The sequence below is a fragment of the Metabacillus mesotrionivorans genome (assembly GCF_052171315.1).
GTDB lineage: Bacteria > Bacillota > Bacilli > Bacillales > Bacillaceae > Bacillus_P.
In genome coordinates this window covers 1-25,588 of record NZ_JBQMFF010000016.1, presented here as the reverse complement: position 1 = coordinate 25,588, position 25,588 = coordinate 1, and the positions used below count along the sequence as shown (strand labels likewise).

26 protein-coding genes are annotated in these 25,588 nt (G+C 44.1%); 20 read left to right on the top strand and 6 right to left on the bottom strand.

The window, feature by feature from the left end; all coding sequences use genetic code 11:
- Window positions 1-306: 306 nt before the first annotated feature.
- The 5 genes from ACTSEZ_RS20940 to ACTSEZ_RS20920 all read left to right on the top strand — a co-directional run bounded on the left by ACTSEZ_RS20940 (window position 307) and on the right by ACTSEZ_RS20920 (window position 6,156).
- Window positions 307-2,202: a PrkA family serine protein kinase gene (locus ACTSEZ_RS20940; protein ID WP_369736171.1), complete on the top strand. Its 1,896-nt coding sequence runs from the start codon at window positions 307-309 to the stop codon at window positions 2,200-2,202.
- Window positions 2,203-2,322: 120 nt separating this feature from the next.
- Window positions 2,323-2,484: a hypothetical protein gene (locus tag ACTSEZ_RS20935; RefSeq protein WP_369736170.1), complete on the top strand. Its 162-nt coding sequence runs from the start codon at window positions 2,323-2,325 to the stop codon at window positions 2,482-2,484.
- A gap of 344 nt (window positions 2,485-2,828) precedes the next feature.
- Window positions 2,829-4,001, top strand: coding sequence for a sporulation protein YhbH (gene yhbH, locus ACTSEZ_RS20930; protein ID WP_369736169.1), 1,173 nt, complete (start codon window positions 2,829-2,831; stop codon window positions 3,999-4,001).
- 132 nt (window positions 4,002-4,133) lie between these two features.
- Window positions 4,134-4,625 carry a fasciclin domain-containing protein gene (locus ACTSEZ_RS20925; protein WP_369736168.1) on the top strand — a complete coding sequence of 164 codons (492 nt, stop codon included), beginning with the start codon at window positions 4,134-4,136 and terminating at the stop codon, window positions 4,623-4,625.
- A gap of 142 nt (window positions 4,626-4,767) precedes the next feature.
- Window positions 4,768-6,156, top strand: a complete 1,389-nt coding sequence (locus ACTSEZ_RS20920; RefSeq protein WP_369736167.1) for a M48 family metallopeptidase — start codon at window positions 4,768-4,770, stop codon at window positions 6,154-6,156.
- A gap of 1,054 nt (window positions 6,157-7,210) precedes the next feature.
- On the opposite strand, the gene ACTSEZ_RS20915 is transcribed toward ACTSEZ_RS20920, so the two are convergent.
- From ACTSEZ_RS20915 to ACTSEZ_RS20900, 4 genes are all read right to left on the bottom strand, one after another.
- On the bottom strand, window positions 7,211-7,774 hold the full coding sequence (locus ACTSEZ_RS20915) for a DUF4256 domain-containing protein (protein WP_369736166.1): 564 nt from the start codon (window positions 7,772-7,774) through the stop codon (window positions 7,211-7,213).
- A gap of 109 nt (window positions 7,775-7,883) precedes the next feature.
- Window positions 7,884-9,644 (bottom strand): sensor histidine kinase, encoded by a 1,761-nt coding sequence (locus tag ACTSEZ_RS20910; RefSeq protein WP_369736165.1) that lies wholly within the window; start codon window positions 9,642-9,644, stop codon window positions 7,884-7,886.
- Window positions 9,641-10,396 carry a response regulator transcription factor gene (locus tag ACTSEZ_RS20905; RefSeq protein WP_369736164.1) on the bottom strand — a complete coding sequence of 252 codons (756 nt, stop codon included), beginning with the start codon at window positions 10,394-10,396 and terminating at the stop codon, window positions 9,641-9,643. Before ACTSEZ_RS20905 ends, ACTSEZ_RS20910 begins: the two co-directional genes overlap by 4 nt.
- 23 nt (window positions 10,397-10,419) lie before the next feature.
- Window positions 10,420-10,596 carry a hypothetical protein gene (locus tag ACTSEZ_RS20900; protein ID WP_369736163.1) on the bottom strand — a complete coding sequence of 59 codons (177 nt, stop codon included), beginning with the start codon at window positions 10,594-10,596 and terminating at the stop codon, window positions 10,420-10,422.
- Between the two features lie 157 nt (window positions 10,597-10,753).
- Here ACTSEZ_RS20900 and ACTSEZ_RS20895 point away from each other — a divergent pair, with 157 nt between their 5' ends.
- The 5 genes from ACTSEZ_RS20895 to ACTSEZ_RS20875 all read left to right on the top strand — a co-directional run bounded on the left by ACTSEZ_RS20895 (window position 10,754) and on the right by ACTSEZ_RS20875 (window position 15,168).
- Window positions 10,754-12,160, top strand: a complete 1,407-nt coding sequence (locus ACTSEZ_RS20895; protein ID WP_369736162.1) for a spore germination protein — start codon at window positions 10,754-10,756, stop codon at window positions 12,158-12,160.
- Complete coding sequence (locus tag ACTSEZ_RS20890) at window positions 12,157-13,338, top strand: Ger(x)C family spore germination protein (RefSeq protein WP_369736161.1); 1,182 nt, start codon at window positions 12,157-12,159, stop codon at window positions 13,336-13,338. Before ACTSEZ_RS20895 ends, ACTSEZ_RS20890 begins: the two co-directional genes overlap by 4 nt.
- Before the next feature lie 12 nt (window positions 13,339-13,350).
- Window positions 13,351-14,472 carry a GerAB/ArcD/ProY family transporter gene (locus tag ACTSEZ_RS20885; protein ID WP_369736160.1) on the top strand — a complete coding sequence of 374 codons (1,122 nt, stop codon included), beginning with the start codon at window positions 13,351-13,353 and terminating at the stop codon, window positions 14,470-14,472.
- Window positions 14,465-14,677, top strand: a complete 213-nt coding sequence (locus ACTSEZ_RS20880) for a hypothetical protein (RefSeq protein ID WP_369736159.1) — start codon at window positions 14,465-14,467, stop codon at window positions 14,675-14,677. The genes ACTSEZ_RS20885 and ACTSEZ_RS20880 overlap by 8 nt, the downstream gene beginning before the upstream one ends.
- Window positions 14,678-14,742: 65 nt before the next feature.
- Window positions 14,743-15,168 carry a ferritin-like domain-containing protein gene (locus ACTSEZ_RS20875; protein ID WP_369736158.1) on the top strand — a complete coding sequence of 142 codons (426 nt, stop codon included), beginning with the start codon at window positions 14,743-14,745 and terminating at the stop codon, window positions 15,166-15,168.
- Window positions 15,169-15,281: 113 nt separating this feature from the next.
- Here the strand turns inward: ACTSEZ_RS20875 and ACTSEZ_RS20870 are convergent, their stop codons facing one another.
- The gene (locus ACTSEZ_RS20870) at window positions 15,282-16,049 is read right to left on the bottom strand and encodes a carotenoid biosynthesis protein (RefSeq protein WP_369736157.1); all 768 of its coding nucleotides are present in this window, start codon (window positions 16,047-16,049) and stop codon (window positions 15,282-15,284) included.
- A 239-nt stretch (window positions 16,050-16,288) separates the two neighbouring features.
- On the opposite strand from ACTSEZ_RS20870, the gene ACTSEZ_RS20865 reads away from it, so the two are divergent.
- The 4 genes from ACTSEZ_RS20865 to speE are packed head-to-tail and all read left to right on the top strand — an operon-like array spanning window position 16,289 to window position 18,374.
- Window positions 16,289-16,873, top strand: coding sequence for a TetR/AcrR family transcriptional regulator (locus tag ACTSEZ_RS20865; protein ID WP_369736156.1), 585 nt, complete (start codon window positions 16,289-16,291; stop codon window positions 16,871-16,873).
- Entirely contained in the window at window positions 16,866-17,210 is a 345-nt protein-coding gene (locus tag ACTSEZ_RS20860) for a DMT family transporter (protein WP_369736155.1), read from the top strand. The genes ACTSEZ_RS20865 and ACTSEZ_RS20860 overlap by 8 nt, the downstream gene beginning before the upstream one ends.
- Window positions 17,210-17,524, top strand: a complete 315-nt coding sequence (locus tag ACTSEZ_RS20855) for a DMT family transporter (protein ID WP_369736154.1) — start codon at window positions 17,210-17,212, stop codon at window positions 17,522-17,524. The genes ACTSEZ_RS20860 and ACTSEZ_RS20855 overlap by 1 nt, the downstream gene beginning before the upstream one ends.
- 16 nt (window positions 17,525-17,540) lie before the next feature.
- Window positions 17,541-18,374, top strand: a complete 834-nt coding sequence (gene speE, locus ACTSEZ_RS20850) for a polyamine aminopropyltransferase (RefSeq protein ID WP_369736153.1) — start codon at window positions 17,541-17,543, stop codon at window positions 18,372-18,374.
- A gap of 253 nt (window positions 18,375-18,627) precedes the next feature.
- Here speE and ACTSEZ_RS20845 read toward each other — a convergent pair whose 3' ends face one another.
- Window positions 18,628-19,077, bottom strand: a complete 450-nt coding sequence (locus ACTSEZ_RS20845; RefSeq protein WP_369736152.1) for a hypothetical protein — start codon at window positions 19,075-19,077, stop codon at window positions 18,628-18,630.
- Between the two features lie 159 nt (window positions 19,078-19,236).
- On the opposite strand from ACTSEZ_RS20845, the gene ACTSEZ_RS20840 reads away from it, so the two are divergent.
- The 6 genes from ACTSEZ_RS20840 (at window position 19,237) to ACTSEZ_RS20815 (ending at window position 25,064) form a co-directional block, all read left to right on the top strand.
- Window positions 19,237-20,064, top strand: a complete 828-nt coding sequence (locus ACTSEZ_RS20840; RefSeq protein ID WP_369736151.1) for an alpha/beta fold hydrolase — start codon at window positions 19,237-19,239, stop codon at window positions 20,062-20,064.
- Window positions 20,065-20,185: 121 nt separating this feature from the next.
- Entirely contained in the window at window positions 20,186-21,196 is a 1,011-nt protein-coding gene (locus ACTSEZ_RS20835; RefSeq protein ID WP_369736150.1) for a LacI family DNA-binding transcriptional regulator, read from the top strand.
- 103 nt (window positions 21,197-21,299) lie between these two features.
- Entirely contained in the window at window positions 21,300-22,532 is a 1,233-nt protein-coding gene (locus ACTSEZ_RS20830) for an ABC transporter substrate-binding protein (RefSeq protein ID WP_369736149.1), read from the top strand.
- Window positions 22,533-22,574: 42 nt separating this feature from the next.
- Window positions 22,575-23,441 (top strand): carbohydrate ABC transporter permease, encoded by an 867-nt coding sequence (locus ACTSEZ_RS20825; RefSeq protein ID WP_369736148.1) that lies wholly within the window; start codon window positions 22,575-22,577, stop codon window positions 23,439-23,441.
- Entirely contained in the window at window positions 23,438-24,259 is an 822-nt protein-coding gene (locus ACTSEZ_RS20820) for a carbohydrate ABC transporter permease (protein WP_369736147.1), read from the top strand. The genes ACTSEZ_RS20825 and ACTSEZ_RS20820 overlap by 4 nt, the downstream gene beginning before the upstream one ends.
- Before the next feature lie 82 nt (window positions 24,260-24,341).
- Window positions 24,342-25,064: a ThuA domain-containing protein gene (locus ACTSEZ_RS20815; RefSeq protein WP_369736146.1), complete on the top strand. Its 723-nt coding sequence runs from the start codon at window positions 24,342-24,344 to the stop codon at window positions 25,062-25,064.
- The last annotated feature ends 524 nt before the right edge of the window (window positions 25,065-25,588 follow it).

The following is a 25,588-nucleotide window of genomic DNA, read 5'->3' as shown; positions in this document are numbered from 1 at the left end:
TGCTGTTTTCATCGCGGCAATTCCTCCCTTTTATGTAAATGATGACCCTTACATAGATAGTCTCATTATAGCTTATCCCTATAGGCATGTGAATAAAAATGGGGGGATTTTGTGAAATATCTTTACGAAAAGCGGAGACAACTGTTCAACCCTTTCAGTCAGATAAGAAACACCTAAATCCTTTTCTGAACTTCGGAGCTAAACGAGCGTCTCTGCTTTTCTAAATTAAACAAGAATGTTAAAGGACATCCTCGCATAAAGTGTATTAATCGCGCTCAAGTATCACCAATGATGGAGGAGGTCCTTATGGATATCTTAAAAAAAATTGAAAAGTACAGAGAAGATGAACAGCGACTGAAGTGGGAAGGAACCTTCGTTGAGTATTTAGAGATGCTGAAAGAGAAACCATGGGTTGCACAATCGGCTCATTCACGAGTTTACAATATGATCAAAGATGCCGGTATAGAGGAAGAAAACGGGTCAAAGCGCTATAAGTTCTTTGATCATAAACTGTTTGGGCTTGAAGATTCTCTTGAACGCCTTGTGGAGGAGTACTTCCATCCTGCTGCCAAACGGCTGGATGTCCGCAAGCGGATTTTGCTGCTGATGGGGCCGGTCAGCGGCGGTAAGTCCACGCTTGTGACGATGCTGAAGAGAGGTCTTGAATCGTATTCCCTTACTGACCGCGGTGCTGTTTATGCCATTAAAGGCTGCCCGATGCACGAGGATCCTCTGCATTTAATTCCCCATCATCTGAGAGAAGACTTCTTTGACGAATACGGCATCCGGATCGAAGGTAATCTTTCGCCTTTGAACCTGATGAGGCTTGAGCAGGAGTACGGCGGACGGATTGAAGATGTGATGATTGAGCGGATCTTTTTCTCGGAAGATAAACGGACTGGAATTGGAACGTTCAGCCCGTCTGATCCAAAATCCCAGGACATTGCTGATTTAACAGGAAGCATTGACTTTTCGACGATTGCGGAATTCGGGTCAGAGTCTGATCCGCGCGCGTACCGTTTTGACGGGGAGCTGAACAAAGCTAACCGCGGAATGATGGAATTTCAGGAGATGCTGAAGTGTGACGAGAAGTTCCTCTGGCATCTGCTTTCTCTGACACAGGAAGGCAATTTCAAAGCGGGAAGATTTGCCTTGATTTCGGCCGATGAGCTGATTGTTGCCCATACGAATGAAACAGAGTATCGCTCCTTCATTTCAAACAAGAAGAATGAGGCGCTGCATTCACGGATTATCGTCATGCCTGTGCCATATAACCTGAGGGTTTCTGAAGAAGAGCGAATCTATGAAAAAATGATTATGGAAAGCGATGTTTCAAATGTTCATATTGCACCGCATACGATGCGGGTAGCTGCGATGTTTACCATATTAACAAGATTGAAAGATCCAAAGCGCGGCGACATCGATCTTGTGAAGAAAATGCGCCTGTATGACGGCGAGAATGTAGAAGGCTACAACACGGTCGATGTGGAAGAGCTGCAGAAGGAGCATGTGGATGAAGGGATGAGCGGAATTGATCCGCGGTATGTCATCAACCGCATTTCCTCTACCATTATCCGCAAGGAAATCCCGTCGATTAATGCGCTCGATGTCCTGAGATCGCTTAAAGAGGGGCTGGATCAGCACGCATCGATTTCGAATGAAGACCGCGAGCGGTACTTGAACTTCATCTCTGTTGCGAGAAAAGAGTATGATGATCTTGCGAAAAAAGAAGTCCAAAAAGCGTTCGTCTACTCGTACGAAGAGTCTGCAAAAACATTGATGGATAATTACCTCGACAACGTGGAAGCTTACTGCAACAAAAATAAGATCCGCGATCCGCTTACTGGCGAGGAAATGAATCCGGACGACAAGCTCATGCGCTCAATTGAAGAACAGATCGGCATTTCCGAAAATGCGAAAAAGGCGTTCCGTGAAGAGATTCTTATCCGGATTTCAGCTTACGCCCGCAAAGGAAAACGATTTGATTACAATTCGCATGAACGCCTCCGTGAAGCGATCCAGAAAAAGCTGTTTGCCGATCTGAAGGATGTAGTTAAAATTACAACATCTTCGAAAACGCCGGATGAGCAGCAGCTGAAGAAAATCAATGAAGTCGTTAAGAGACTGATTGATGAGCATGGCTACAATTCTACGTCTGCAAATGATCTGCTGCGGTATGTAGGAAGTCTCTTAAACCGATAACGGGAAAAGCCGGGCATGGGAGCCCGGCTTTTCATCTTTAAAAAAGAGAAAAGAGGATGCCGCCATTATGTTTCAACTTTTCCTCTGGCGGGAAAACTAGAAGCATCGGAGGTGGTTTTCATGACAAAGAAGACTGAGACGGAAACAGAAAACGGCACAATGGTGCGCGACATGAAGGATCTGATCGAGCACTCCAAAATTATGGAACATATGAAAACAAACAAAGAACTTGAGAAGGAAGGCAAAAGGCCTGATCCGGTTCAGCACAAAGAAGACAAATAAAACTCTCTGACACATTTGTGCCAGAGAGTTTTTTTCTGTCTTTTATCTCGCTCATTCCGATAAGTTTACAAAAATATGCAAGAAGATACAGGCGGAATCCCTGAAGCCGGCGATCGTTCTGAATAGTGACAAGGTGCATGTAAATAATTATGCATCATGAGACTTGTCTATTTTTAACGGGACCAAGCCTAATTTTCTAAATTATTTGTCAATTATCTCTTTTTTCAGCATAGGATAGAGTAATCTAAACAACACCGGAAATCGACCCAAAGCTATTGTATGTATATAGGTGCAGTTTGGTGAAGAATCATTCCAAAATAATTTTTGGAGGGGGAGAGTAGAAGATGAGTATAGGAAATGGGCGCAACTTTGTCATTTCGAATGAAGATTGGTCCCTCCACCGCAAAGGCCATGATGATCAGAAACGTCACCAGGAGAAGGTTCAGGAAGCGATTAAGAGCAATTTGCCTGACTTGATTACAGAAGAAAATATCGTGATGTCAAACGGCAAAGATGTAGTGAAAATTCCGATCAGGTCACTGGATGAATATAAAATCAGATACAATTATGATAAAAACAAACATGTCGGCCAGGGGGACGGGGAAAGCAAGGTCGGGGATGTTGTTGCACGCGACGGTTCCCCGCAAAACGCAAACGGTCCGGGCAAAGGCCAGGGCGCAGGAGACCAGGCGGGCGAAGATTACTACGAAGCAGAGGTCAGCATGCTGGAGCTTGAAGAAGCTCTTTTCAGCGAACTTGCACTGCCTAATTTGAAGAGAAAAGAAATGGATCAGATTATTGTAGAAAATATCGAGTTCAATGATATTCGAAGAACAGGGCTGATGGGGAATATCGATAAGAAACGAACCATGCTTTCTGCGTATAAACGGAATGCGATGTCCGGCGCACCGAAGTTTCATCCGATTTACCCGGAGGATCTGAAGTTTAAAACGTGGAATGAAGTATCAAAGCCCGAATCCCGTGCTGTTGTCATCGCGATGATGGATACAAGCGGCTCGATGGGAATCTGGGAGAAGTATATGGCCAGGAGCTTTTTCTTCTGGATGACAAGATTTCTCCGCTCGAAGTATGAGAAGGTGGACATTGAATTCATCGCCCATCATACAGAAGCGAAGGTTGTTTCAGAGGATGATTTCTTTTCTAAAGGGGAAAGCGGAGGAACCATTTGTTCATCTGCCTACCGGAAAGCACTTGAAATCATTGAAGAGAAGTATCAGCCAAGCCGCTTCAATATTTACCCTTTCCACTTTTCAGACGGTGATAATCTGACTTCCGACAACGCACGCTGCGTAAAGCTTGTAGGCGAGCTGATGAAGGTTTCCAATATGTTCGGCTACGGGGAAGTCAATCAGTATAACCGCCACTCTACTCTCATGTCCGCTTATAAAAATATCTCTGATGAACGTTTCCGCCACTATATCCTCAAGCAAAAAGCCGATGTGTTTCACGCGATGAAAGGCTTCTTCAGAAAAGAAGAAGAGCAGATGTATGCATAAAAAAGAGGACGAATTCCGTCTTCTTTTTTTTGTTCCATTTTTTGTATAAAATTCCCGGCGCGAAAAATAATACTCATGGCGGCATTTACATACGCATGCTGGCAAATGTATTTATTAAAAGGAGGAATGGCTATGAAAAAGAAGTGGTTCGGGATGGTTTTGATTCTCACAATGGCTCTTTCGTTTACAACAGGCGCCTTTGCAGCTGAAAAAGGCGGCGGCGAGAAGGATATCGTTGATACAGCGGCAGCGGCAGGAGATTTTAAAATACTTGCGGCAGCCCTTGAGAAAGCGGGTTTGGTCAGCACACTTAAGGAAGCAGGACCATACACTGTGTTTGCCCCTACCGATCAGGCATTCGAAAAGCTTCTGAAGGATTTGAACATTACGGCGGAGGAGTTATTGAACAGAGAAGATCTAAAAGATATTCTCCTTTATCATGTTCTCTCCGGTAAAGTCCTTTCAAGTGATCTGAAAGACGGCATGAAAGCGAAAACTCTTGCAGGAAAAGAAGTGACAATTACTCTTGATCCTGTGAAGGTGAACAACTCCACTGTTGTAAAACCGGATATTGAGGCTTCTAACGGGGTTATTCATGTCATTGATACGGTTTTGATTCCATAGGGACAGGCATATAGTCGCCAAAGCATTTCTTCTAATAGGAGAAGTGCTTTTTATTTTGGACTGGCTCCAAAAACATCTTCCCAAATTATTGAAATCTAGGTAAAATAGGATAGTCCATAACACACAGATAACGGAGGAAGACATGTCAGTCTACGTTCATAGAAAAGAAGAAATTTATTTTATTTTGCTGCTTTTAGTTACAATCCCAATGTACTTATTGTTTATTTTCACAGGTGTAGGACTCCTGATTCTGCTTCCTTTTATCCTTATTCCTCTGATTGCCCACTGGATCAATACAGGCATCATTCGGGGGAACGGTGTAAAGGTTACAGAAAAGCAGTTTCCTGACATCCATGCAAGGGTGAAGGAAATCGCTGAGGTTATGCAGGTGAAAAAGCTGCCGGATGTTTTTATTGTGCAGTCAGACGGTATGCTGAATGCATTTGCTACCCGTTTTTTCGGTAAAAACATGGTGACTCTCTACTCTGGAATAGCCGATTTGCATGTAAAGGGCGGACAAAAAGAGCTTGATTTTGTCATTGCGCATGAGCTTGCCCATATTAAAAGAAATCATGTTATAAAAAATTTCCTTGTGTTATTTGGAAATTGGGTTCCGTTTCTCGGAAGTGCCTATTCAAGAGCCTGCGAATATACATGTGATGCGATGGCACATGCTTGTACAGAAGATCTTGGCGCTTCAAAACGGGCACTGACGTTTCTTGCCGCGGGACCTGAGCTATTCAAACATGTGAATGAAGAAGCGTATTTGGAAGACAGCAGCAGGGAGAAACATTTCTTCGTCTGGTTCAGTGAAAAAATTTCAACACATCCAGCTCTGCCAAAGAGAATTTTCCGTCTCAATCAAGTTTTTGGCGGAACAAATCCTGCTGTATCGTTTAAAACGTCCGCTCTTTTTAAAGCGGGCCTGGCTGGTGCTTTTGCTCTTGTCCTCATTCTTGGAGCCGGCGGGGCAATGCTATTCAGTTTTCTTTCCACAACGAGTCTTTTCAGCGACTTCGTTCTTGACAGCGAGGGGACGACTGAGCTGATGGCAGCTGCGTATGAGAATGATCTTGCACGGGCTAAGGAATTGATTGAAGAAGGAGAAGACCTTAACACTCAGGATGAGGTTGGAAGGACGGCTCTCATGTATGCTTTAATTGGAAGCTTAGAAGGTGAGTATGAAGAAGAGTTTGAAAACTATGATGAAATGATTGCCCTGCTTCTTGAAAATGGAGCCGATCCGGACTTGATGTCAGATGAAGGGGATATTGCCACTGTAGATATCATCTCACTTGGGAACATTGATCTCGCAAACCTTCTGATTGAGAAAGGTGCAGACATCCATCAGGAAGACGGCTACGGACAAACACCGCTGACCATGGCGGTCTATTATGAAGACGCAGCTATGGTAGAGCTTTTGCTTAATGCCGGAGCCGATCCGTTTTATGTCACAAGCGAAAACGAATCCGCTCAGTCCATGGCAGAGGATGGCAAGATGACTGAAATTACGGCCCTTTTATATCAGTAGCTTGTTAGACTCATATAGAAAAATTGGAGTGCAAATCGCAGAGGATTTGTGCTCTTTTTTGTGGGAAATGCGCGGGGAATAACAATTATACAGAGCAATCGTACCCTGCGAAACTGTAAAACGATCTGGGAGGGTAAGCAAGGGCATGAATCGTACCCTGCGAAATTGTAAAACGATATGGGAGGGTAAGCAAGGGCATGAATCGTACCCTGCGAAACTGTAAAACGATATGGGAGGGTAAGCAAGGGCATAAATCGTACTCTGCGAAACTGTAAAACGATATGGGAGGGTAAGCAAGGGCATGAATCGTACCCTGCGAAACCGTAAAACGATCTGGGAGGGTAAGCAAGGGGTTGAATCGTACCCTGGGAAACCGTAAAACGATCTGGGAGGGCAAGCAAGGGGTTGAATCGTACCCTGCGAAACTGTAAAACGATCTGAGAGGGTAAGCAAGGGGTTGAATCGTACCCTGCGGAACCATAAAACGATCTGGGAGGGTAAGCAAGGGGTTGAATCGTACCCTGCGGAACCATAAAACGATCTGGGAGGGTAAGCAAAAATTTGAATCGTACCCTGTAAAACCGTAAAACGATTTGGAAGGATAAGAAAAGAACATTTACTCCCCACACTCCACATTGAAAAATTCTCCAAAGCTCGGATAAGAACACTTACTCCCCACACTCCACATTGAAAAATGCTCCAAAGCTCGGATAAGAACATTTACTCCCCACACTCCACATTGAAAAATGCTCCAAAGCTCGGATAAGAACATTTACTCCCACCACTTCACACCGAAAAGTGCTCCAAAGCTCGGATAAGAACATTTACTCCCACCACTTCACACCGGAAAGTGCTCCAAAGCTCGGGATAGAACACTTACTCTCACTACTCCCCCTTTGAAAATGCTCTAAAGCCCGGAATAGAACACTTACTCCCCGCATTCCAATCCAAAAACTGCTCCAAAACTCGTAAACGAACCTCACCATTTTAAAAAGCCAAACGCAAAAAAAGACCATCTTCACAAAAGATGGCCTTGATCAAGTGTTCTATCATCTCAAACCTTCAGCAAGCCGCGAAATCCTCTCGCAGCATAGTAGGAATCTGCCCCATTATGGTACAAGAATACGTGACCGTAGCGGTAATCGCAGAATAAGGCACCGCCGAGATCGCGAATAGCAGGCGGTGTCTGGATCCAGCTTGATGTTTTCCGGTCGAATGGGCCCAGTTCCTGCAATGTGCGGTACTGCTCTTCGTTTAATACTTCTATGCCCATCGAAGCTGCAAGGTCCATGATGCTGTTTTCAGGTTTGTTCTTTTTGCGTGAATCAAGTGCTTTGCGGTCATAACACAGACTTCTTCGGCCTGTTGGACTTTCAGCTGAGCAGTCACAGAAGTGGAACTCACTATCATCAAACCCAATCACATCGGGCTCTCCGCCTGTTCGTTCCATTTCATGCAGCGACCACATTTTTTCAGGGTTTGCAGTCAGCTTTGCCTGAACGGCTGCCCACTCCAGACCGGGATGCCTGTTCATGTTTTTCTCAAAACGTTCAGTAAGAACGTCAAGCAGCGTCCTTTCTTCTTCTTGCGACAACTTCTTATTCACTGTCTCTGCCATACGGTTTCCTCCTTAATGAGTTCCTGTTTTCAGCTTACAGCAAAAGGACAGGAGAAGTAAATTTTCATTCGAAAAAAAAACACGCCGTTAAAAAACAGCGTGTTCCAACCTACCAATCCTGCTCCTCTTTTTTCTTATCAGGAGACAGCGGAAATTCAAGATGAATCACAGTCCCTTTGCCAGTTTCGCTCCAAACGCTGATTGTGCCGTTGTGTGCGTGGACGAGCTGTTTGGCAATGGCAAGGCCGAGGCCTGTGCCTTTGGTGGATTCTTCTGTGTTGGTTCCCCTGAAATAGCGGTCAAACAAATTGTTCCGGGTGGCCTCATCCATCCCGACTCCTGTATCTTTTATCAAGATGGAGAAGGAATCGTCTCCTTTTTTCAGGGAGATTTCCACTTCTGTTGAAGGAGGGTTGTGTTTAAAGGCATTTGCGGTCAGGTTTTCAATGATTCGGTGGAACCACCGCTTGTCGATCGGGTAGAAGATTTCTTCTTCCGAGGACTTAAAGTCGATTTCACGGTCCTGATACAGCGGATCGTTCAGGAAGTGAACGATGGATCTTCTGATTGTCTCGTTCATCTCTTCTTCTTCAATTTCAAGAGGCAGGGCATTGTTTTTCAGTCTGTACGTCAGATTAAAATCTTCGATCAGGGATGTCATGTAGCTTGCTTTGTCTTTCATAATGCCGGCAAACTCCCGGACTTCCTCTTTTGACCAGTCATATTGCTGTGATTCCAGCATATACGCATATCCGTAGAGCGAGCTCAGCGGTGTTTTTAAATCATGTGAAAGGCCGGTAATCCAGTCTTCTCTCTTTTCATCCATCATCGCTCTGTCTTTGTCTTTCTGTATGAGATTAGAGGTCAGGACGTTCAGTGAGTAAATAATATCATGATAGATTTTAAATGATTTCCTCAGCTTTCCGTTTTGCTTGGAGCTTGCCCGGATACCCTGTTTGGTCAGCGGCTCGGCGTATTTGCCGGTCGCCAGGTTTTCAAGCCAGAGAATGATATGAAGCAGCGGTTTGCCCAGTTTATTGGAATACCAGAATGAAATCAGGAAAAACAAAACAGCCGTAATAAGAATAAAGACAACCATCCACTTCAGAAGTGAAGTCATAAGAGAATTGTCATACTGCTCATCCGGGAAATATTCTTTATTCGGCGAACCGATAATGTATTTAAATCCGGTTGAAGGATCGGCATAGGTTGAATAGGACGTCTTGTGGTTCCACGGTTCTTTTTTGTAAGCCATCACTTCGAAATAGCGGGGAAGCTTATTGCCTTTGTCATTATAGGAATAAATCAGATTGGACTGTGAATCATAGACGGCGAGCCATGCTTTTTTGCTTGAAAACAGGGTGCGCACTTCTTCTGCGAGATCAGGTTTTCCATCTGCAGGGATGCCGCCTTCCACAAGCTTTGTCATCAGGTGTGCATTTGCGGAGTGTTTGCCGTAAAGAACAATATACGATTCTTTCTCTTGGTTAAGCACCCAGTAGGTCTGGTCATAATGAAATGCTTTGTCAATGTCATCAAAGAAGTTCTTCAAAGAATAAGATGCCGGCACGTTCTCGGGTGTTAAATACGAGTAAACAACCTTGCCTTTTTCATTGATGACCTGCAGCCAGCCGTTCTGATTTTTAATGGCGTTTTTGGCAGAGTCGTCAAGAGCAATGTCATTTTCTGAAGTTTCAAAGATATCCCCGATGTACAGGGGGTCCATCCGTTTTACATCTTTTTCAAGCATGTTTTTAAAATCCTGCGTGATCAAAACGGCCAATGAAATTCCGACAAGGGTCATAAACATAAGAAACCAGACAATCATATGAAAAATAAAAAAACGGGTCAGCTTTCCTTTTAAATTCATTGTCTTCGCCCATCATCAACAAATTTATAGCCAAGTCCCCGAATTGTTTTTATGTAGGAGGGCTGGCTTGGATTTTTTTCGATTTTCTCACGGAGCTTGCGAATATGCACCATGACGGTATTGTCATCGACCATATAATGCTCGTTCCAGACATTTTCATAGAGCTGATGCTTTGTAAAAACCCGGTTGGGGTGCTTGCAGAAAAAGATCAGCAGCTGAAAAAGCTGGGCGGAACAGTCAACAGGCTTTTGGTCAACGAACAGTTCTGCGGATGACACATTGACGGTGAAGCGGTCATATTCATAGATTTCCTCAATAGCCGTTTTCTTTGCGGTCTGCGGCATCGTCCGTTTTAAAAGAGCTTTAGCGCGGGCTGCAACCTCAAGAGGATTGAACGGTTTTGTAATGTAATCATCTGCGCCGTAGGCGAAGCCGGAAAGTTTATCAAGGTCACTGCTCTTTGCGCTCAGGAACACAATCGGCGTGTTCGTTTTCTGTTTGATGAGCGGGCATAAATCAAATCCGCTGATATCAGGCAGCATGATATCAAGCACAATCAAATCATATTCTTTTGTTTCAACGGCCTGAAGGGCAGCTGCGCCTGACAGGCATTCATCTATATGTGAAAATCCTTCTTTTTGCATAACGGTCCGGACGAGCTTTAGTATCGCTTCTTCATCGTCCACCAATAATATTTTGCAGTTCTGAAACAACGCATGTCCCCCTTTCTTTCTCTCATTACCATAATGCATTACCGGGTGTTTGTTAAGAAAAATTATTTAGCAGGCGTTTTTCTTTTTTCAGCTGCCCACAAAAGGAACTGTCCAAGAAGTGCCGCTAAAAAGACGGAGGCAACCCACCAGTAATATTCGTTTACAAATGACAATCCAACATGTCTTGAAAGCAGCAGCAGACAAGCTGCAGTCGATACCCACCACAAAAAATTCTTCAAGAGTTCCAGCTCCTCATCCATTTTCATACAGTCTAGCACTCCAAGCTTTCTCTCCCGTTATGAAAACCTTAAAGTTCTCTTAATTGTTAAAAACAGGATATACATACATAACTTAGTCGAAAAAACACATACTAACGAAAAAAAATGCGGTGGTTACATGACCATAAAAGAAGGGTCCATTTCGAGCGTTTTAAAAGAAAATATGGATTATATCGAGTCATTTGCCAAAATCAACGCTGACTTGATCATTCACAGAATTCAATCGTTCCAGCATTCCGGCATCAGCGGGGTCATGCTCAGGATCGAGGGCATTTCCGATGATCTTAAAGTTTATGAATTTATGCTGAAGCCGCTGATTGATTCGCTTGCTGCGAAACAAAAGTACGCATCGGCTGAATTTGTGAAAGAACTGAAGGAGTCGATTCTTGCCATTGATTCCATCAATATCGAAACGAAGTGGGAGAACATCATGCAGGAGCTTCTGAGCGGAAACACAGTCCTGCTGTTTGATCAAATTGCACTCGGTTTAACGGCGGCAACTGCAGGAGGGGATAAGCGGGAAATCTCCGAACCTACCTCCCAAACGGTTATCCGGGGGCCGAAAGACAGTTTTATAGAAGAGATTCGGGTGAATACGTCCTTAATCAGAAAACGGCTTAAAAGTGCAGAGCTGTCCCTTGAAAAGCTTGAAGAAGGGAAGTACTCCCATACGAATGTGGAGCTGATGTATTTAAAGGATAAAGTGGATCAAAAAGCGTTGAAGTCTCTAAAAGAAAAACTGGAGACGAAAGATCCCAATATTATTATTGAGTCTGCGTATATTGAAAAGATGATTCAGAACAAGCAGATTACTCCCTTTCCTGTCATCAGCCACACAGAGAGGCCGGATGAAATAGTCACAAATCTTATGGAGGGGAGAATTGCAATATTCGTTGACGGGACGCCGTTTGTTTTATACTGTCCAGTCGAATTCAGAAGCTTTTTCCAAACGACAGAAGATTATTTTCAGCAGTTCAACATCGACAAAATCATGCAGGGCCTTCGCTACTTCGCATTTTTCCTGTCCCTGTTTGCACCGTCTATTTATATTGGTCTCGTTACCCACCATCAGGCCCTGATTCCAAACAGCCTGCTGCTCAGCCTTTATGCACAGAGAGAGGGAATTCCATTTCCATCTTTGATTGAAGCGCTCTTCATGGAAACCACCTTTGAGATTTTGCGGGAGGCAGGAATCCGGATGCCAAGGGCCATCGGCCAGGCGGTATCAATTGTCGGCGCGCTTGTCATCGGCCAGACAGCTGTTGAAGCGGGTCTTGTGTCGACTGCGGTTGTCATTGTTGTATCGATTACGGCCATTTCAAGCTTTACAACGCCAAATTACAGCCTGGCTACTACCGCAAGGCTGCTGCGTTTTATCTTTATGTTTGTTTCTTATTTTCTCGGATTCTACGGCCTGCTTCTTGCCATGATGGTCCTCTTTGGGCATTTGATGAGCTTGAAATCACTAGATAAGCCGTATTTTACCTACCAATCATCAAAAAAAGTCGGGAAGAATGTTCTATGAAAAAGGTGATGATCCTGTTCTGCTGTCTGTTGCTGCTGACAAGCTGCGGAACTCAGCGGGAACTGAATGAGCTGGCCCTGATTCTTTCTTTGGGAGTGGATGTTCACGAGGATACCGGGTATCAGGTGACGATGCAGATCGCAGATCCAAGCGAAATCATTTCCATAACCGGTGCGACAAGCGGAACGACTTCAATTCCGATTGTTAACTACACAGGTGTCGGTCCAACTTTTATTGAAGCACTTGAAAATGCAGCCAGACAAGTATCCCGGACAGCCTTTTATACACATATGGCCCTGGTTGTAGTCGGACAGGATCTTGCAGAAAGAGGGATTTTTCCGGTGCTAGATATCCTTGAACGTGAAACGGAGATCCGCGAAAACGTTCCGATTGTTGTCGCCAAACAAGAATCCGCTTTCCACATCCTGAATTCCCTGACCATGATCAACAAGCTTCCTGCTTATTCCATAAAGGGGAAGCTGAAAATGAACGAAGAAGGCTTTGGAAATACGATGACGGTCACCATCAAAGATTTTCTCGTGAAAAAAGACAGCGAAGCTTCGTTTCCGATCATCAGCGGTGTCATCTCTCCTCACTATACCGAAAAAACGTCAACTAAAGAAAATCTGGAACAGGCAGCACCTAAATCGAGTCTTGTGTCAGGTCTTGCCGTTTTTGACCACGGCGGCAAATTTCTGTACTGGTTGGAAGATGAGCATAAGCGCAGTGTCCTGTTTTTTGAGAACCGGATTCAGCATACGTTTGTGATGCTTCCTTGTGATGAAGAAAACCAAACCGCCATTAAAATCATCTATGCAAAAACGAAGAAAGAAACAGCGGTTGAAAAAGGGAAGGCAAAACTGAACATCTCCATCAAAGCCGAGGGAGAGATTGACGGTCTGGGATGCCCGAATAAGGATATGACTAAAAAACAAATCATATCAGGCTATGAAAAAGAATTTGAGAAAAAATTGAAGGAAGAAATTGAGGCTGCGGTAAAAGAGGCTCAGGAACAGGAGACAGACATATACGGGTTCAACGATGTGCTATACAGAAGCAAACCGGATCAATGGAAGCTTGTAAAGCATTCCTGGTCAGAACTTTTCTCCGGGGCGGAAGTCCGTGTGAAAGCAGAAGCGGAAATTAAGCGTACAGGCAACATCACAAATTCAAACTAAAGGATCGATACTATGCAAAGGCCTTCGATTACAGCCAATCAGCTGCTCGTTACTATTTTTATATTTGAAATCGGAAGCGCCATCTTGCTTGATGCTGCGAAGGGAGCCAAACAGGATGCGTGGATTGCTATTCTTCTTGGCTTCACTTTGTCCATACCGGTCATTGTCCTTTACCTGGTCCTTATGAAAAAAAATCCCGAACTGACCTTGTCAAACCAGCTGAAAAAGGGCTTTGGGAAATATGCGGGCATGATTTTCAGTTTTGCCTATATGATTTATTTTCTGTACATATCTGCAAGGGTTCTCAGAGATTTCGGGGAGCTCCTGATCATTTCCGCTTATAATGATACATCCATGATTGTGATCAATAGTTTTATGATCCTGTGCGTGATCTACTTCTCCTTAAAGTCGTTTCAAGTAGTGGCCAAACTCAACATCATTTTGTTCGTCCTCATTTGGGCGCCGTTTGTTGTGATTATTCTTTTTGAAGTTCTTTCAAACCTAGTGCACCTTGAGTATGTAAAGCCTGTGCTAGGAAACGGATGGATGCCTGTCTGGCATGCAGCGTTTCCGACTGTTTTAACATTTCCGTACGGAGAAATGGTTGTTTTCTTAATGATTTATCCGCTTCTCGACAAAAAACAGAAGGCGGTCAAAATGACGTTTGTATCCCTTCTCCTTGTGACATTCGTTTTAACTACGACAGCGTTTCTGCATGTAGCCATTCTTGGGCCTGAGATGGTTGAAAGATCGATGTTTCCGATTCTTACATCCGTATCGCTTGTCAGCATTTCCGATTTCATTGAGAGACTGGATTCGTTCGTCGTCATCCTGATGATCGTCACAGGCTTCATGAAGGTATATATCTTCTTTTACGGAGCAACGAGAATTGCCGAGGAGACGATGCCCTCACTCACGATGAAGCAAATATCGCTGACATTCGGGATTTTCGTCATCCTCCTTTCCGTGCTGATTGCGCCAGATTATATTGAGCATATAGAGGAGGGAATCAGGGTCGTGCCTTATTACCTTCATCTCCCGTTTCAGATTGGATTTCCGGTCTTCCTGCTTGCCTCTCTTTTGATAAAGGACTTCCTTGCAAAGCGCCAGGCGGCAGGTGGCAAAAGTGGTTAAAAAAATCATGTTTGGCGTGATCAGTTTCTGCGGTTTATTCGGAATGGCCATTGGACTGGATCTGCTGCAGGGTTTAGACCCGGCTGATTTTTTAAAAGAGGCCAAATTTTACTTTGGGACATTGAAGCTTGATGATTATTTTTCACTCTCCCTCTGGGCGGCCATCATCGGCATCTACCTCTACAAAGTGCCGAACGATCTTTGACAGGCATAATCCCCCATATGAAAAATATATTATGAACAGTGACCTTCTAAGGGGGAGAGGGAGTTATGTATTACTACGATTATTACAGGCAGAATCAAGATGAAATCAAAAATATCGCTAAAGCGCTTGAAGGAGAATACAATGCCATCCAGTGCTATGAGAAGCTTGCCATCCAGGCAAAATCACCTGAAGAGAAAAAGACGATTCAGGAAATCAGGCAGGATGAGGCAAAACACTATCAGACCTTTGCAGGCATTTATCAAAGTCTGACAGGACAGCCGTACAGTCCGAAACAGACGGAAGAATGCCCGGCAGATTACGTTTCAGGACTGACCGCTGGGATTAAAGATGAACAGGAAACAGTCGACTTTTACCTCACAATCTCAGACAGCGGCAGCACTCCATATATTAAAGAAGCATTCAAACGGGCCGCTTTAGATGAGCAGAATCATGCTGTCTGGTTTCTCTATTTTCTTGTGCAGAATAAATAAAAAAGGGCAGCAGGGTAAATTTTACACCTGCTGTTTTTTTGCTGTTAAAAGATTTGAATGATTGGATGAGCAAGCTTCATCAATAAAATCAGTCTCAACGGAAGCGGGGAGTTTTACCGCCGTAAGCTTAAGTGAGGTTTTCTTAAGAATAGATAGCATATGCTTGACGATAAGCCAACAGCCAAAACGCCGTACAGTCCGGAAATAAACGCTGTAAAACTAAATAGGATATGCAGCATTAGGAACAGGTATTGATTGTTTCTCTCTAATTCCACGATTGTAGCTTTTTGCTCAAACCTTGATATGACAGCTGCAAATAAAAGGGCAGTCAGATACCATCCCAGGAAATTTTGGGAGGGGATATCATAATACAAACCATCTTCAGCCCAAATCCAATATGACTTAACGTTGGCAGCGACCGGATCGATGGCTAAGTCCAGCCATACCGCGAAAAGTGGAACCAGTATAATGGTCCGGTGAGGAAACGAGAATAATTTAGAAAATGCCAGACTGGCACCAATGACTGACAGCCACGCGGGGCCCATCGTAATGGGGACACCCAAAAACATCAGTCCAAAATCCGCCTCATACGTGTATTCACCGAATATAAGACCGGTATGAGTACCCAGTGATTCAATGGCTATGGATCCAAAGAAAATAAACGGAATAATGAACCGTCCCTTTGGCAGCACGTTCCATAAATAGCAGGAGGCGTACAAACCAGAAGCAAATAAGAAGACCGTATTTGCCCATTCAAGCCAGGGCGGTAAAATCGAAAAGCCGACTAGAATCAGCCCGATGAAAAACCAAACGCTAAAGAAATACCACAAATATTTCTGAAATACGAACATCCCATTCATCCTCACTTGATTGTCTTTCATCCTTCAACCCCCAATCATTTCTTTTTCTATTTTCCCTTTTCTTACTATTCAGCATGTCAAATGAATCGTCAAACTGTCAAATTTATCACCGGCCAAATGTGTTCTCTGTAAGCGTGTAAAACGAAACGTTCATTAACGCCTTTGTTTTTACCTTTAGCGAGGAGAGAATGCCTACCTTTGACATTTATGAATAAACTGACTAAAATAAACTTACGAACGTTCGTAAGGGAGTGGTGTGAGTGAAGTCTGAACAATTAAAAGAAATTGCCCTAAAGCAATTTGCCCTTCATGGGTATCAAGGAGCTTCTCTCGCTGCTATAGCAGAAAAAGCGGGCATTAAAAAACAATCTATCTATTCGCATTTCAAAAGCAAGGAAGATCTTTTCATCCAAACATTTTACAATTCAGTCCAAAAAGAATTGGATTTTATCGAGAAGTATTTGCGCGGCAGCAGAACATCCATCAGGTGCATGCTGAATCAGTTCCTTTTTAGTTATCTCAATCGCTATGGGGAAAACTCGAATATGAAGTTCTTTTTGAGAACATCTTTTTTTCCGCCTGTTGAGCTTGAAGGGCAAGTTAAAGAGGGCACCGAGAAATATATTACTGGATTGGAGTTCCTCTTTTATAAGCTGTTTGAAAAATATGGACGCCTTCAAGATGAGATAACAGCGGAGAAGGCTTGCGTTACTTTTTTGACGATAATGGACGGGCTGCTGGTTGAACTGTTGTATGGAGGCTCCGATCGACTTGAAAAACGGTTGGAGCATTCGCTGGAAGTATTCTGGCGAGGGATAAGTATAAAGGAGGGTAATTATGAATAAAGCATGGACATTTGTTTTACTCGGTTCTCTTTTTGAAGTAGGCTGGGTCATCGGATTAAAACATTCATCAGATGTTCTTACATGGACTGCAACGATTGCAGCAATTGTACTGTCATTCGGATTTTTGATTAAGGCGACTCAAATGTCCCTTCCGGTAGGGACTGCCTACGCTGTATTTGCCGGACTTGGAACAACCGGTACTGTCATTGCAGAAATGGTTTTCTTTGATGTGCCGTTTCAAATGGCAAAAGTGCTTTTGATCCTTGTCCTTCTAATTGGGGTTGTCGGGCTGAAGCTTGTGACAGGAAATAGCCAGGAACAGGGGGGCGAATCGTAATGGGATGGATCTTTCTTATTGTTGCCGGGATTTTTGAAGTGATCGGTGTAACAGGATTAAATTTAATTAATAAGAAAAAAAGTGTATTTTCTTATCTCGTCTTTGTTATCGGATTAGCATGCAGCTTCACGTTTTTAAGTTTATCGATGCAGACTCTTCCAATGGGTACTGCCTACGCCATCTGGACCGGAATCGGCACCGTGGGATCCGGATTGGTCGGAATCTTATTTTACGGAGAATCAAAGAGCGTGCTAAGGATTGTTTTTATGGCCATGGTGTTGAGCGCGGCCATCGGGTTGAAGTTAATTAGTTAAATGGGAGTTGTAGAGAATGTCATTATGGTTTACAGAGAAACAAACGAAGTCTTTTGGAATTACAGGAAAAGTGCGCCGGACGCTTGAGAGTGAGCAAACGGATTTTCAGCAGCTGGACATGCTGGAAACAGAAGAGTTCGGTAACATGCTTTTACTTGATGGAATGGTGATGACGTCAGAAAAAGATGAATTCGTCTACCATGAGATGATTGTGCATGTCCCATTGAACACCCACCCCTCTCCAAAAAAAGTGCTGGTTGTTGGAGGAGGAGATGGCGGTACAATTAGAGAGGTCTTAAAGCATCCAGGTGTTGAGAGTGTCATGCAAGTAGAGATTGATGGCAAGGTCGTGGAATACTCCAAAAAACATCTTCCGTCGATTTCTTCAAGCTACGGGGATTCCAGGGCGAAATTGCTGATTGGGGACGGCTTCGAGCACATCATCAAGAGTGAAAACGTCTATGACGTCATACTGGTCGATTCCACTGAGCCGGTTGGACCGGCGGCGGGCTTATTTACAAAAGGATTCTATGCAGGTATCGCCAAAGCGCTGAAACACGATGGAATGTTTGTAGCTCAGACAGACAACCCCTGGTTCAAATCGGACTTGATCAAAAATGTCATGAAGGATGCCGGCGAGGTATTTCCCATCACACGCCTTTACACATGTAACATCCCGACATATCCAAGCGGCATGTGGACATTTACTCTAGGATCCAAAAAATTTGATCCCTTGGAAGTGGCAGTGGAAAGGATCAGGGAGATGGATACAAAGTATTATACTCCTGAGCTTCATCATGCCAGTTTTGTTCTGCCTAAGTTTGTGAAACAGCTTATTGATTCTGAATAGAGTTTCAGTTGAGGGAAAGTGCTCAATCAGCAGGTTAAATTGTAAATGAATTTAACCTGCATTTTTAATTCTTCAAAGTTTACTTTTGTTGATTTGGTAAATTAGGGGAATGATGGTACTTGTTTCCTGAATGGTAGTTTAAAGTTCCAGAATGGGAACAGGCATTGAATGATTACCTATCAAAAAAAAACATACGGATCCCCATGCGGAATCCGTATGTTTTTTTTTTCAGGCATCTTACAGCCAGGATTTTTTATTTCAGCTCATACTCAACTTTACTGTAAAGTCTTGTACCATTATGAAGACCAAGTTCTTTTTCCTGTATTTCATTCAGGCCGCTGATGCTGACGACGATTTCGTCACCGCGGAGGGAAATGGTCCCTTCGACAGGTTTGTCCAGAGCAGGATCTTCAATCGTAAACGGGCCATCGCCATTGCCGCGGATGGTCGTTTTTGTTTTGTGCTCCTTGAGAATTTTGCGGTCCTTTGATTTTAAACCGAGAGTCAGTTCAGCAAGCTGGCCTTCGTCCTCAGGGAAGTTCACAATCAGAAAATTACCCTCTTCCTTTACTTTCACTCTGTCGACCCAGGTACCATTATAAATGCTCTGCATGCTGTATTCTTCATTATTCATCTGCGGGCGGTTGCAGGCAGACAAAATCATAAAAGCCATAATCAGCAAAGCTGCAGTCCGTTTTTTCATAGCAAATACCTTCCTCTTTTAATTCTTTCTTTTATTATCGCCTAAAACAGGCGAAAGAAGCAAAAGATAGTGGTTAGCGTCAGGATGAACCTTCCAGTTTATGCGCATGCAGCCTGGGGTATATTTTAACCTTACAGTCAGGTCAAGAAAGGACTTTTTATGACTTCAAAAAAAAATATCGCTTTATTTGCAGCAGCAGCCATTCTTTCAACGATCCTTATCATCCAGGCGCTGGGTCCGGACGAGCCGACCCGGGCAAGTGGTGAACAGACGCCCACCGTCTTTATACACGGATACAGGGGAACCGTGAATTCATTTGAAGGCATGCTTGACCGCTTTCAGTCAGAGTATGAATGGGGCGAAAAAACACATATCTGTACATCCAAAAAAGGGACGGCGGCATGTACACCACTGAACATCACAAAAGCTGAACGCCCTATGATACAGGTGTACTTTGAGGATAACGACGCCGATTTTGAAAATACGAGTGTTGAGCTCGGGAACATCATGAAGCTGCTGAAGGAAGAATACGGTTATGACAAGGTCAACATTGTCGCTCATTCTATGGGTGGCCTTGTTTCAGTCAATTATATTCAGGAAACTAAGCAGGAAAAAGAATTTCCGAAAGTTGATAAGCTTGTGACCATCGGAACGCCGTTTAAAGGCATCGAGAGGGAAGTGTTTGAAAAACGGTACCACGAAAAAGAACACGATCTGATTGCAGGTTCCAAAGCCCTGCAGGAGCTCTATGCAGAAGAAAATGCTTTCGATTCCCGCACTAAGGTCTACTCACTGGCAGGCAAAATCAGTGAAAAAGAAGATGGTGACGGACTTGTTTCCGTTCAAAGTGCTACAGCCTTTGGTGATTATCTTAAAAAGAGCCAGTACCGCGAGCATGTTGTCGTTTCAAAAAAAGCCACTCATAATGGCCTCCATGAAAACAAACAGGTAGACGCGGAAGTCGGCCAGTTTCTATGGGAGCAATAAGAGTTCTTTCGGGGGCTCTTAATTATTTGGTCAAAAAAGTATTGAAAATGCTTTCATTTGGTGGTACGATCAGTTTACGAAAACGTTTACTCACACGCCAGAGCGGGAGAGAAGGTGGGAAATGGCTTACACCATAAAGGATGTTGCAAAGAAGGCAAATGTCTCGATTGCAACTGTATCCAGAATTCTCAACAATCAGAAGGGCTATTCAGAACAGACGAAGAAAAAAGTCCTGAAAGCCATTGAGGAGCTTGATTATCATCCAAATGCAATTGCAAGAGGGCTGATCAACAAAAAAACCTCGACCATCGGCGTTCTTTTTCCCGCGCTCTCAAGCATGCTTGCTACTGAGCTGCTGGCCGGCATTGAGAAGACGGCACATGAGCTTGGATCAAGTGTGATTGTCTGCCACACGGAATCAAACGGCTTAAAAACGATGAAATATTTGCAGCTGCTGAATGAAAAACGTGTAGACGGCATTATTTTTACAAGTGAAATTTTAAAAGAAGAATACTACGAATTTATTCAGAAGATGAATATTCCGCTCGTGCTCCTCTCTACAGAATCGCGGGCATATCCCGTGCCGTATGTGAAAGTGGATGACAGGCGCGCGGCCTATGCGGCTGTGCAGTATTTGATTAAACAAGGCCATAAACGGATCGGAATGATCAGCGGCAATGATCAGGATCTGATTGCAGGAAAGCCGAGAATTGAAGGCTACCTGGATGCCATGAGCGATTACGAGCTTCCCGCAGATGACAGCTTTATTGCACGAATGCGAGGGTTTACGTTCTCAGACGGAACAGAAGGGCTGAAACTGCTGAAGAAGCAGCTTCCTGATGTCACAGCTGTTTTTGCAGCAAGCGACGACATCGCGGTGGGGGCGATTTCGTCAGCCTACCGGCTTGGCATACGGGTTCCGGACGATCTTTCCATTATCGGCTATGACAACCTGAAAATTGCAGATATGACGATTCCGCCACTTACGTCGCTTGCCCAGCCATTTTATGAAATGGGGGAAAAAGCGGCTCAAATGATTTTTGATTTGATGGAAGGCGATGAAATGATTGAAAGCCGGATCATGCCGCATTCAATTGCTGAGAGAAACAGCGTGTTGGAACTGAGAAGATAGCTTTCTTCTCTTTTTTACACCATTACGTAAACGTTTACGTTTCTTTTTTTAGAAGATTGAGTAAACGTTTACTCAAATTAGTTATAACGGGGAGGCGATGGGAATGAGAAAGAAATGGACGATTTTTGCAGCGGGCATGGCGCTCAGCGCATCTATCCTTGCAGGATGTTCATCGGGTGAGAGCGAGGACGGAAAAACGACGCTCACCCTCTTTTCAAATAAGTCAGAGAACATCAATACATATAAGGGCCTGATTGAAGAATTCGAATTAGAAAATCCGGATATCAACGTGAAATTTGATTCTCCTCCTGAGGCAGAAACCGTCCTGCGCACAAAGCTGATCAAAAACGATATTCCGGATGTGATGCTGATTGCTGGGAACGCAACTTACGGGGAGCTTGGGCGAGCAGGTGTGCTTGAGGATTTCAGTGATTCTGACCTGGTCGATTCGGTTCAGCCTTCCTACCTTGAGATGATCAACAGGCTTGTCGGACCTGAAAAAGACGGTGTGTACGGACTTCCATATGCGACCAATGCAAACACGGTCATCTATAACAAACAAAAATTTGAAGAGCTTGGCCTCCAAGTTCCAAAGACATGGGATGAATTTATCTCCGTTCTTGAAAAATCAAAAGAAGCAGGAGAGATTCCGATCTACTTTACGCTTAAAGATGCTTGGACGGGCATGATCTCCCTCAACTCACTTGGAGGGGTGCTTGCAGGTGAAGAGTTTGCCCAGCAAAAGAGCTCAGGAAAAACGTCTTTTGTCAAAAGCTATGACGAAGTGGCGGATAAACTGCTGACTCTTACCGAATACGGCCACGATGATAACTTCGGCACTGCTTACGGTGATGGAAACAACGCATTTGCAAATGGCGATGGCGTCATGTACATCCAGGGAAACTGGGCCATCCCGGAGATTTTAAAAGCAAATCCGGACATGGAGCTTGGCGTCTTCCCGATGCCGGTAACGAACGAACCTGAGAAAAACAAGCTGATCTCCGGAGTTGACGTCCTGCTTTCTGTGAGCAAAGACAGTGAGCACAAGAAAGAAGCAGAGCGGTTCCTGCAGTTTATGCTGGAAAAAGAAACAGCGAAGAAATACATCGATGAACAGAAGGCCTTTTCAGCCATTGAAGGTGTCTACCAGGAAGACCCCGTGTTTGAAGGAATCAAAGCAAACTTTGAGCAGGATAAAATCACAAGCTTCCAGGACCATTACTATCCTGCCGGAATGGGAGCAGAAAACATTCTTCAGGAATTTTTGATCAGTAAAGAGAAAGACGCATTCCTGAAAAAGATGGACAGAGAATGGGAGAAGGTTGAGGACCGCTAAAAGCGAGTCCCGAATCCTAAAGGATTGGAGATGAAAAGCAAGATGGGCAACAAAGAAAAAGTGTTTATGATCATGACTTTACCGGCCGTTCTCCTGTTCTTTATTTTTCACACGTATCCTGCGCTGCAGGGCATCTTCTACAGCTTCACCGACTGGAGAGGCTACGGGGAATGGAATTTCGTCGGAATGAAAAACTACCTGAACGTCTTTAAAGATGAACGGGCGCTTCACGCATACGGCTTCACGTTTCAGTTTGCGATCATCTCAACGATTCTTGTCAATTTCTTCAGTCTTCTGATCGCGATGGGGCTGAATGCAAAAATTAAGTTCCGCAAGACGCTGAGAGCCGTGTATTTTATGCCTTATATCCTCAGCATTCTGATTGTCGGATTTATCTTCAATTTTATTTTTACACACTTTCTTCCTGATATCGCAGGAGGACTCGGAATTGAAGCACTGTCCAAAAACATTCTTGGCGACCCGAACCTTGCCTGGATTGGAATTGTCATTGTAGCGGTCTGGCAGGCAATTGCATTTAATACGATTCTTTATCTTGCAGGACTTGTTACGATTACAGAAGACCTGTATGAAGCTGCAAGCATCGATGGTGCTGGAATGTGGACGAAGTTCTGGAAAATTACGTTTCCGCTGATTGCGCCGTTTTTTACCATCAACATGATTCTTTCGATGAAAGGTTTCCTGATGGTGTTTGACCAGATCATCGCGCTTACGGGCGGAGGTCCGGGCCAGTCGACGGAATCGATTTCCCTCTTGATTTACAGAGGCGGATTCCAGGGCGGGGAATTTGCGTACCAGTCGGCCAATGCTGTGATTTACTTTATCGTCATTGTCGTCTTTTCCATCTTCCAGCTTAAAATTCTTGAAAAGAGAGAGGTGGGGAACGGATGATCAGCAAGAAAACCAACTGGCCAGTGACCATATTATTGATACTTGGTGCCGTGTTTATCCTGTTTCCGCTGTATCTGACGGTTACAATTGCGTTTAAAACCCCGCAGGAGCTTGCCGGCAATCTGCTTGCTCTGCCGCAGAACTGGTCGCTTTCAAACTTTGCCCAGGCGATTGAAATGACGAATTTCTTCAATGCATTGAAAAACAGCGTGTTTGTCACTGTGCTTGTCGTGATTTTCACGGTTCTTACAAACTCCATGGTCGCCTATGCGATCGCACGCAATATGCATAAGAAGTTTTATAAATTTACGTTTTACTATTTTGTGAGCGCCATGTTTATTCCTTTCCCGATTATCATGCTGCCGATTGTCAGGCAGACGGCGCTGTGGAATATGGATAATCTGATTGGACTTGTGATTCTGTACATTGTCTACAATTTATCGTTTAACATCTTTATTTATGTAGGCTATATCAGGTCAATTCCAAAGGAGCTTGAAGAGGCTGCCATTGTGGACGGTGCGTCAACTTGGGGCGTGTTCTGGAAAGTCATTTTCCCGCTGCTTGCTCCGATGAACGCGACGGTTGCGATCCTGACGTGCCTTGGCGCATGGAATGACTTCCTGCTGCCGCTAGTCGTCCTGAGCGACAGCGACATGGCGACACTGCCGCTTGTACAGTATATATTCCAGTCGCAGTTCAGCACAGATTATAATCTCGCATTTGCATCATACCTTCTGGCTCTGGTTCCGATGATTATCGTTTATGTATTTGCACAAAAGTGGATTATAAGCGGAGTCATGAAAGGGTCTATAAAATAATTTTCTCTATTAAGTGAAATTATTGTATATTGGAAAAAGAAAGATTTAATAAACTACTCAGGAAAATAAGGAGATTACTACTATGAAAATCACAGTTTGGAACGAAAACAGACACGAACAGAAAAATCCGGTTGTAGCAGACATCTATCCGGAAGGCATTCACGGAGCCATTGCCGGGTTCCTGAAAGAAAACGGTTACGACGCTTCGACGGCTACTCTTGATGAGGCTGAGCACGGATTAACAGAAGACGTATTGAACAGCACGGACGTTCTTTTCTGGTGGGGACACCTTGCACACGATGAAGTATCAGATGAAATCGTTGAGCGCGTACAAAAGCGTGTTTTAGAAGGAATGGGGCTTGTCGTTCTTCACTCAGGCCACTTCTCTAAAATCTTCAAAAAGCTTATGGGTACATCCTGCGACCTGAAATGGCGCGAAGCAGATGACAAAGAGCGCCTGTGGGTCGTTGATCCATCTCATCCGATTGCAGAAGGCATCGGCGAGTACATCGAAATCGAAAAAGAAGAAATGTACGGCGAGCACTTCGACATTCCGGCACCGGATCAACTGGTATTTGTCAGCTGGTTTGAAGGCGGAGAAGTCTTCCGTTCAGGCTGCACATACCAAAGAGGAAACGGAAAAATCTTCTACTTCCGCCCTGGACATGAAACATACCCGACTTACCACAACAAAGAAGTACAAAAAGTGCTCATAAACGCAGCAAAATGGGCCGCACCTGTGAAACGCGACTACCCGGTCTACGGAAATGCGAAGCCGCTTGAGAAGATTACGGTTAAGGCGTAAAAAGAATAGACTTTCTGCTCCATTATCTTAAATGAGACTGGGGAAAAAGCGAGATGGAAACAAGAAAAATCCGGACTGGGATAGTTCGGATTTTTTTGTGCAATAAATAATGGCTCCTCGGAGTGCTGCCACTTTTCTTGTGATGGCACCACCATATGTGGCGCTATTCGCCGTAGTGCTGCCATTTTTCGAGTGATGGTTCCCTCATTTGTGGCGCAACTTGCCGTAGTGATGCCACTTTTCGCGTGATGGCTCCACCAGATGTGGCGCTATTCACCAGAGTGGTGCCACTTTCCGAGAGATGGATCCCTTATTTGTGGCACCATTCGCCGGAGAGCTGTCGACTCTTACATGTACTTTGAAGAAATCTGTGATGTGTTTTTTCATATAACAAACTAAAGCAGAACGAAGTAGGATTATGTTAAAATGGAAATATTAGTTATTCCATTAAAGGGCAGGATTGTTGAATAAACTTTTGAAAAAAAGAATTTTTTATATGAATCAGCAAATTATGTCTTATTGAA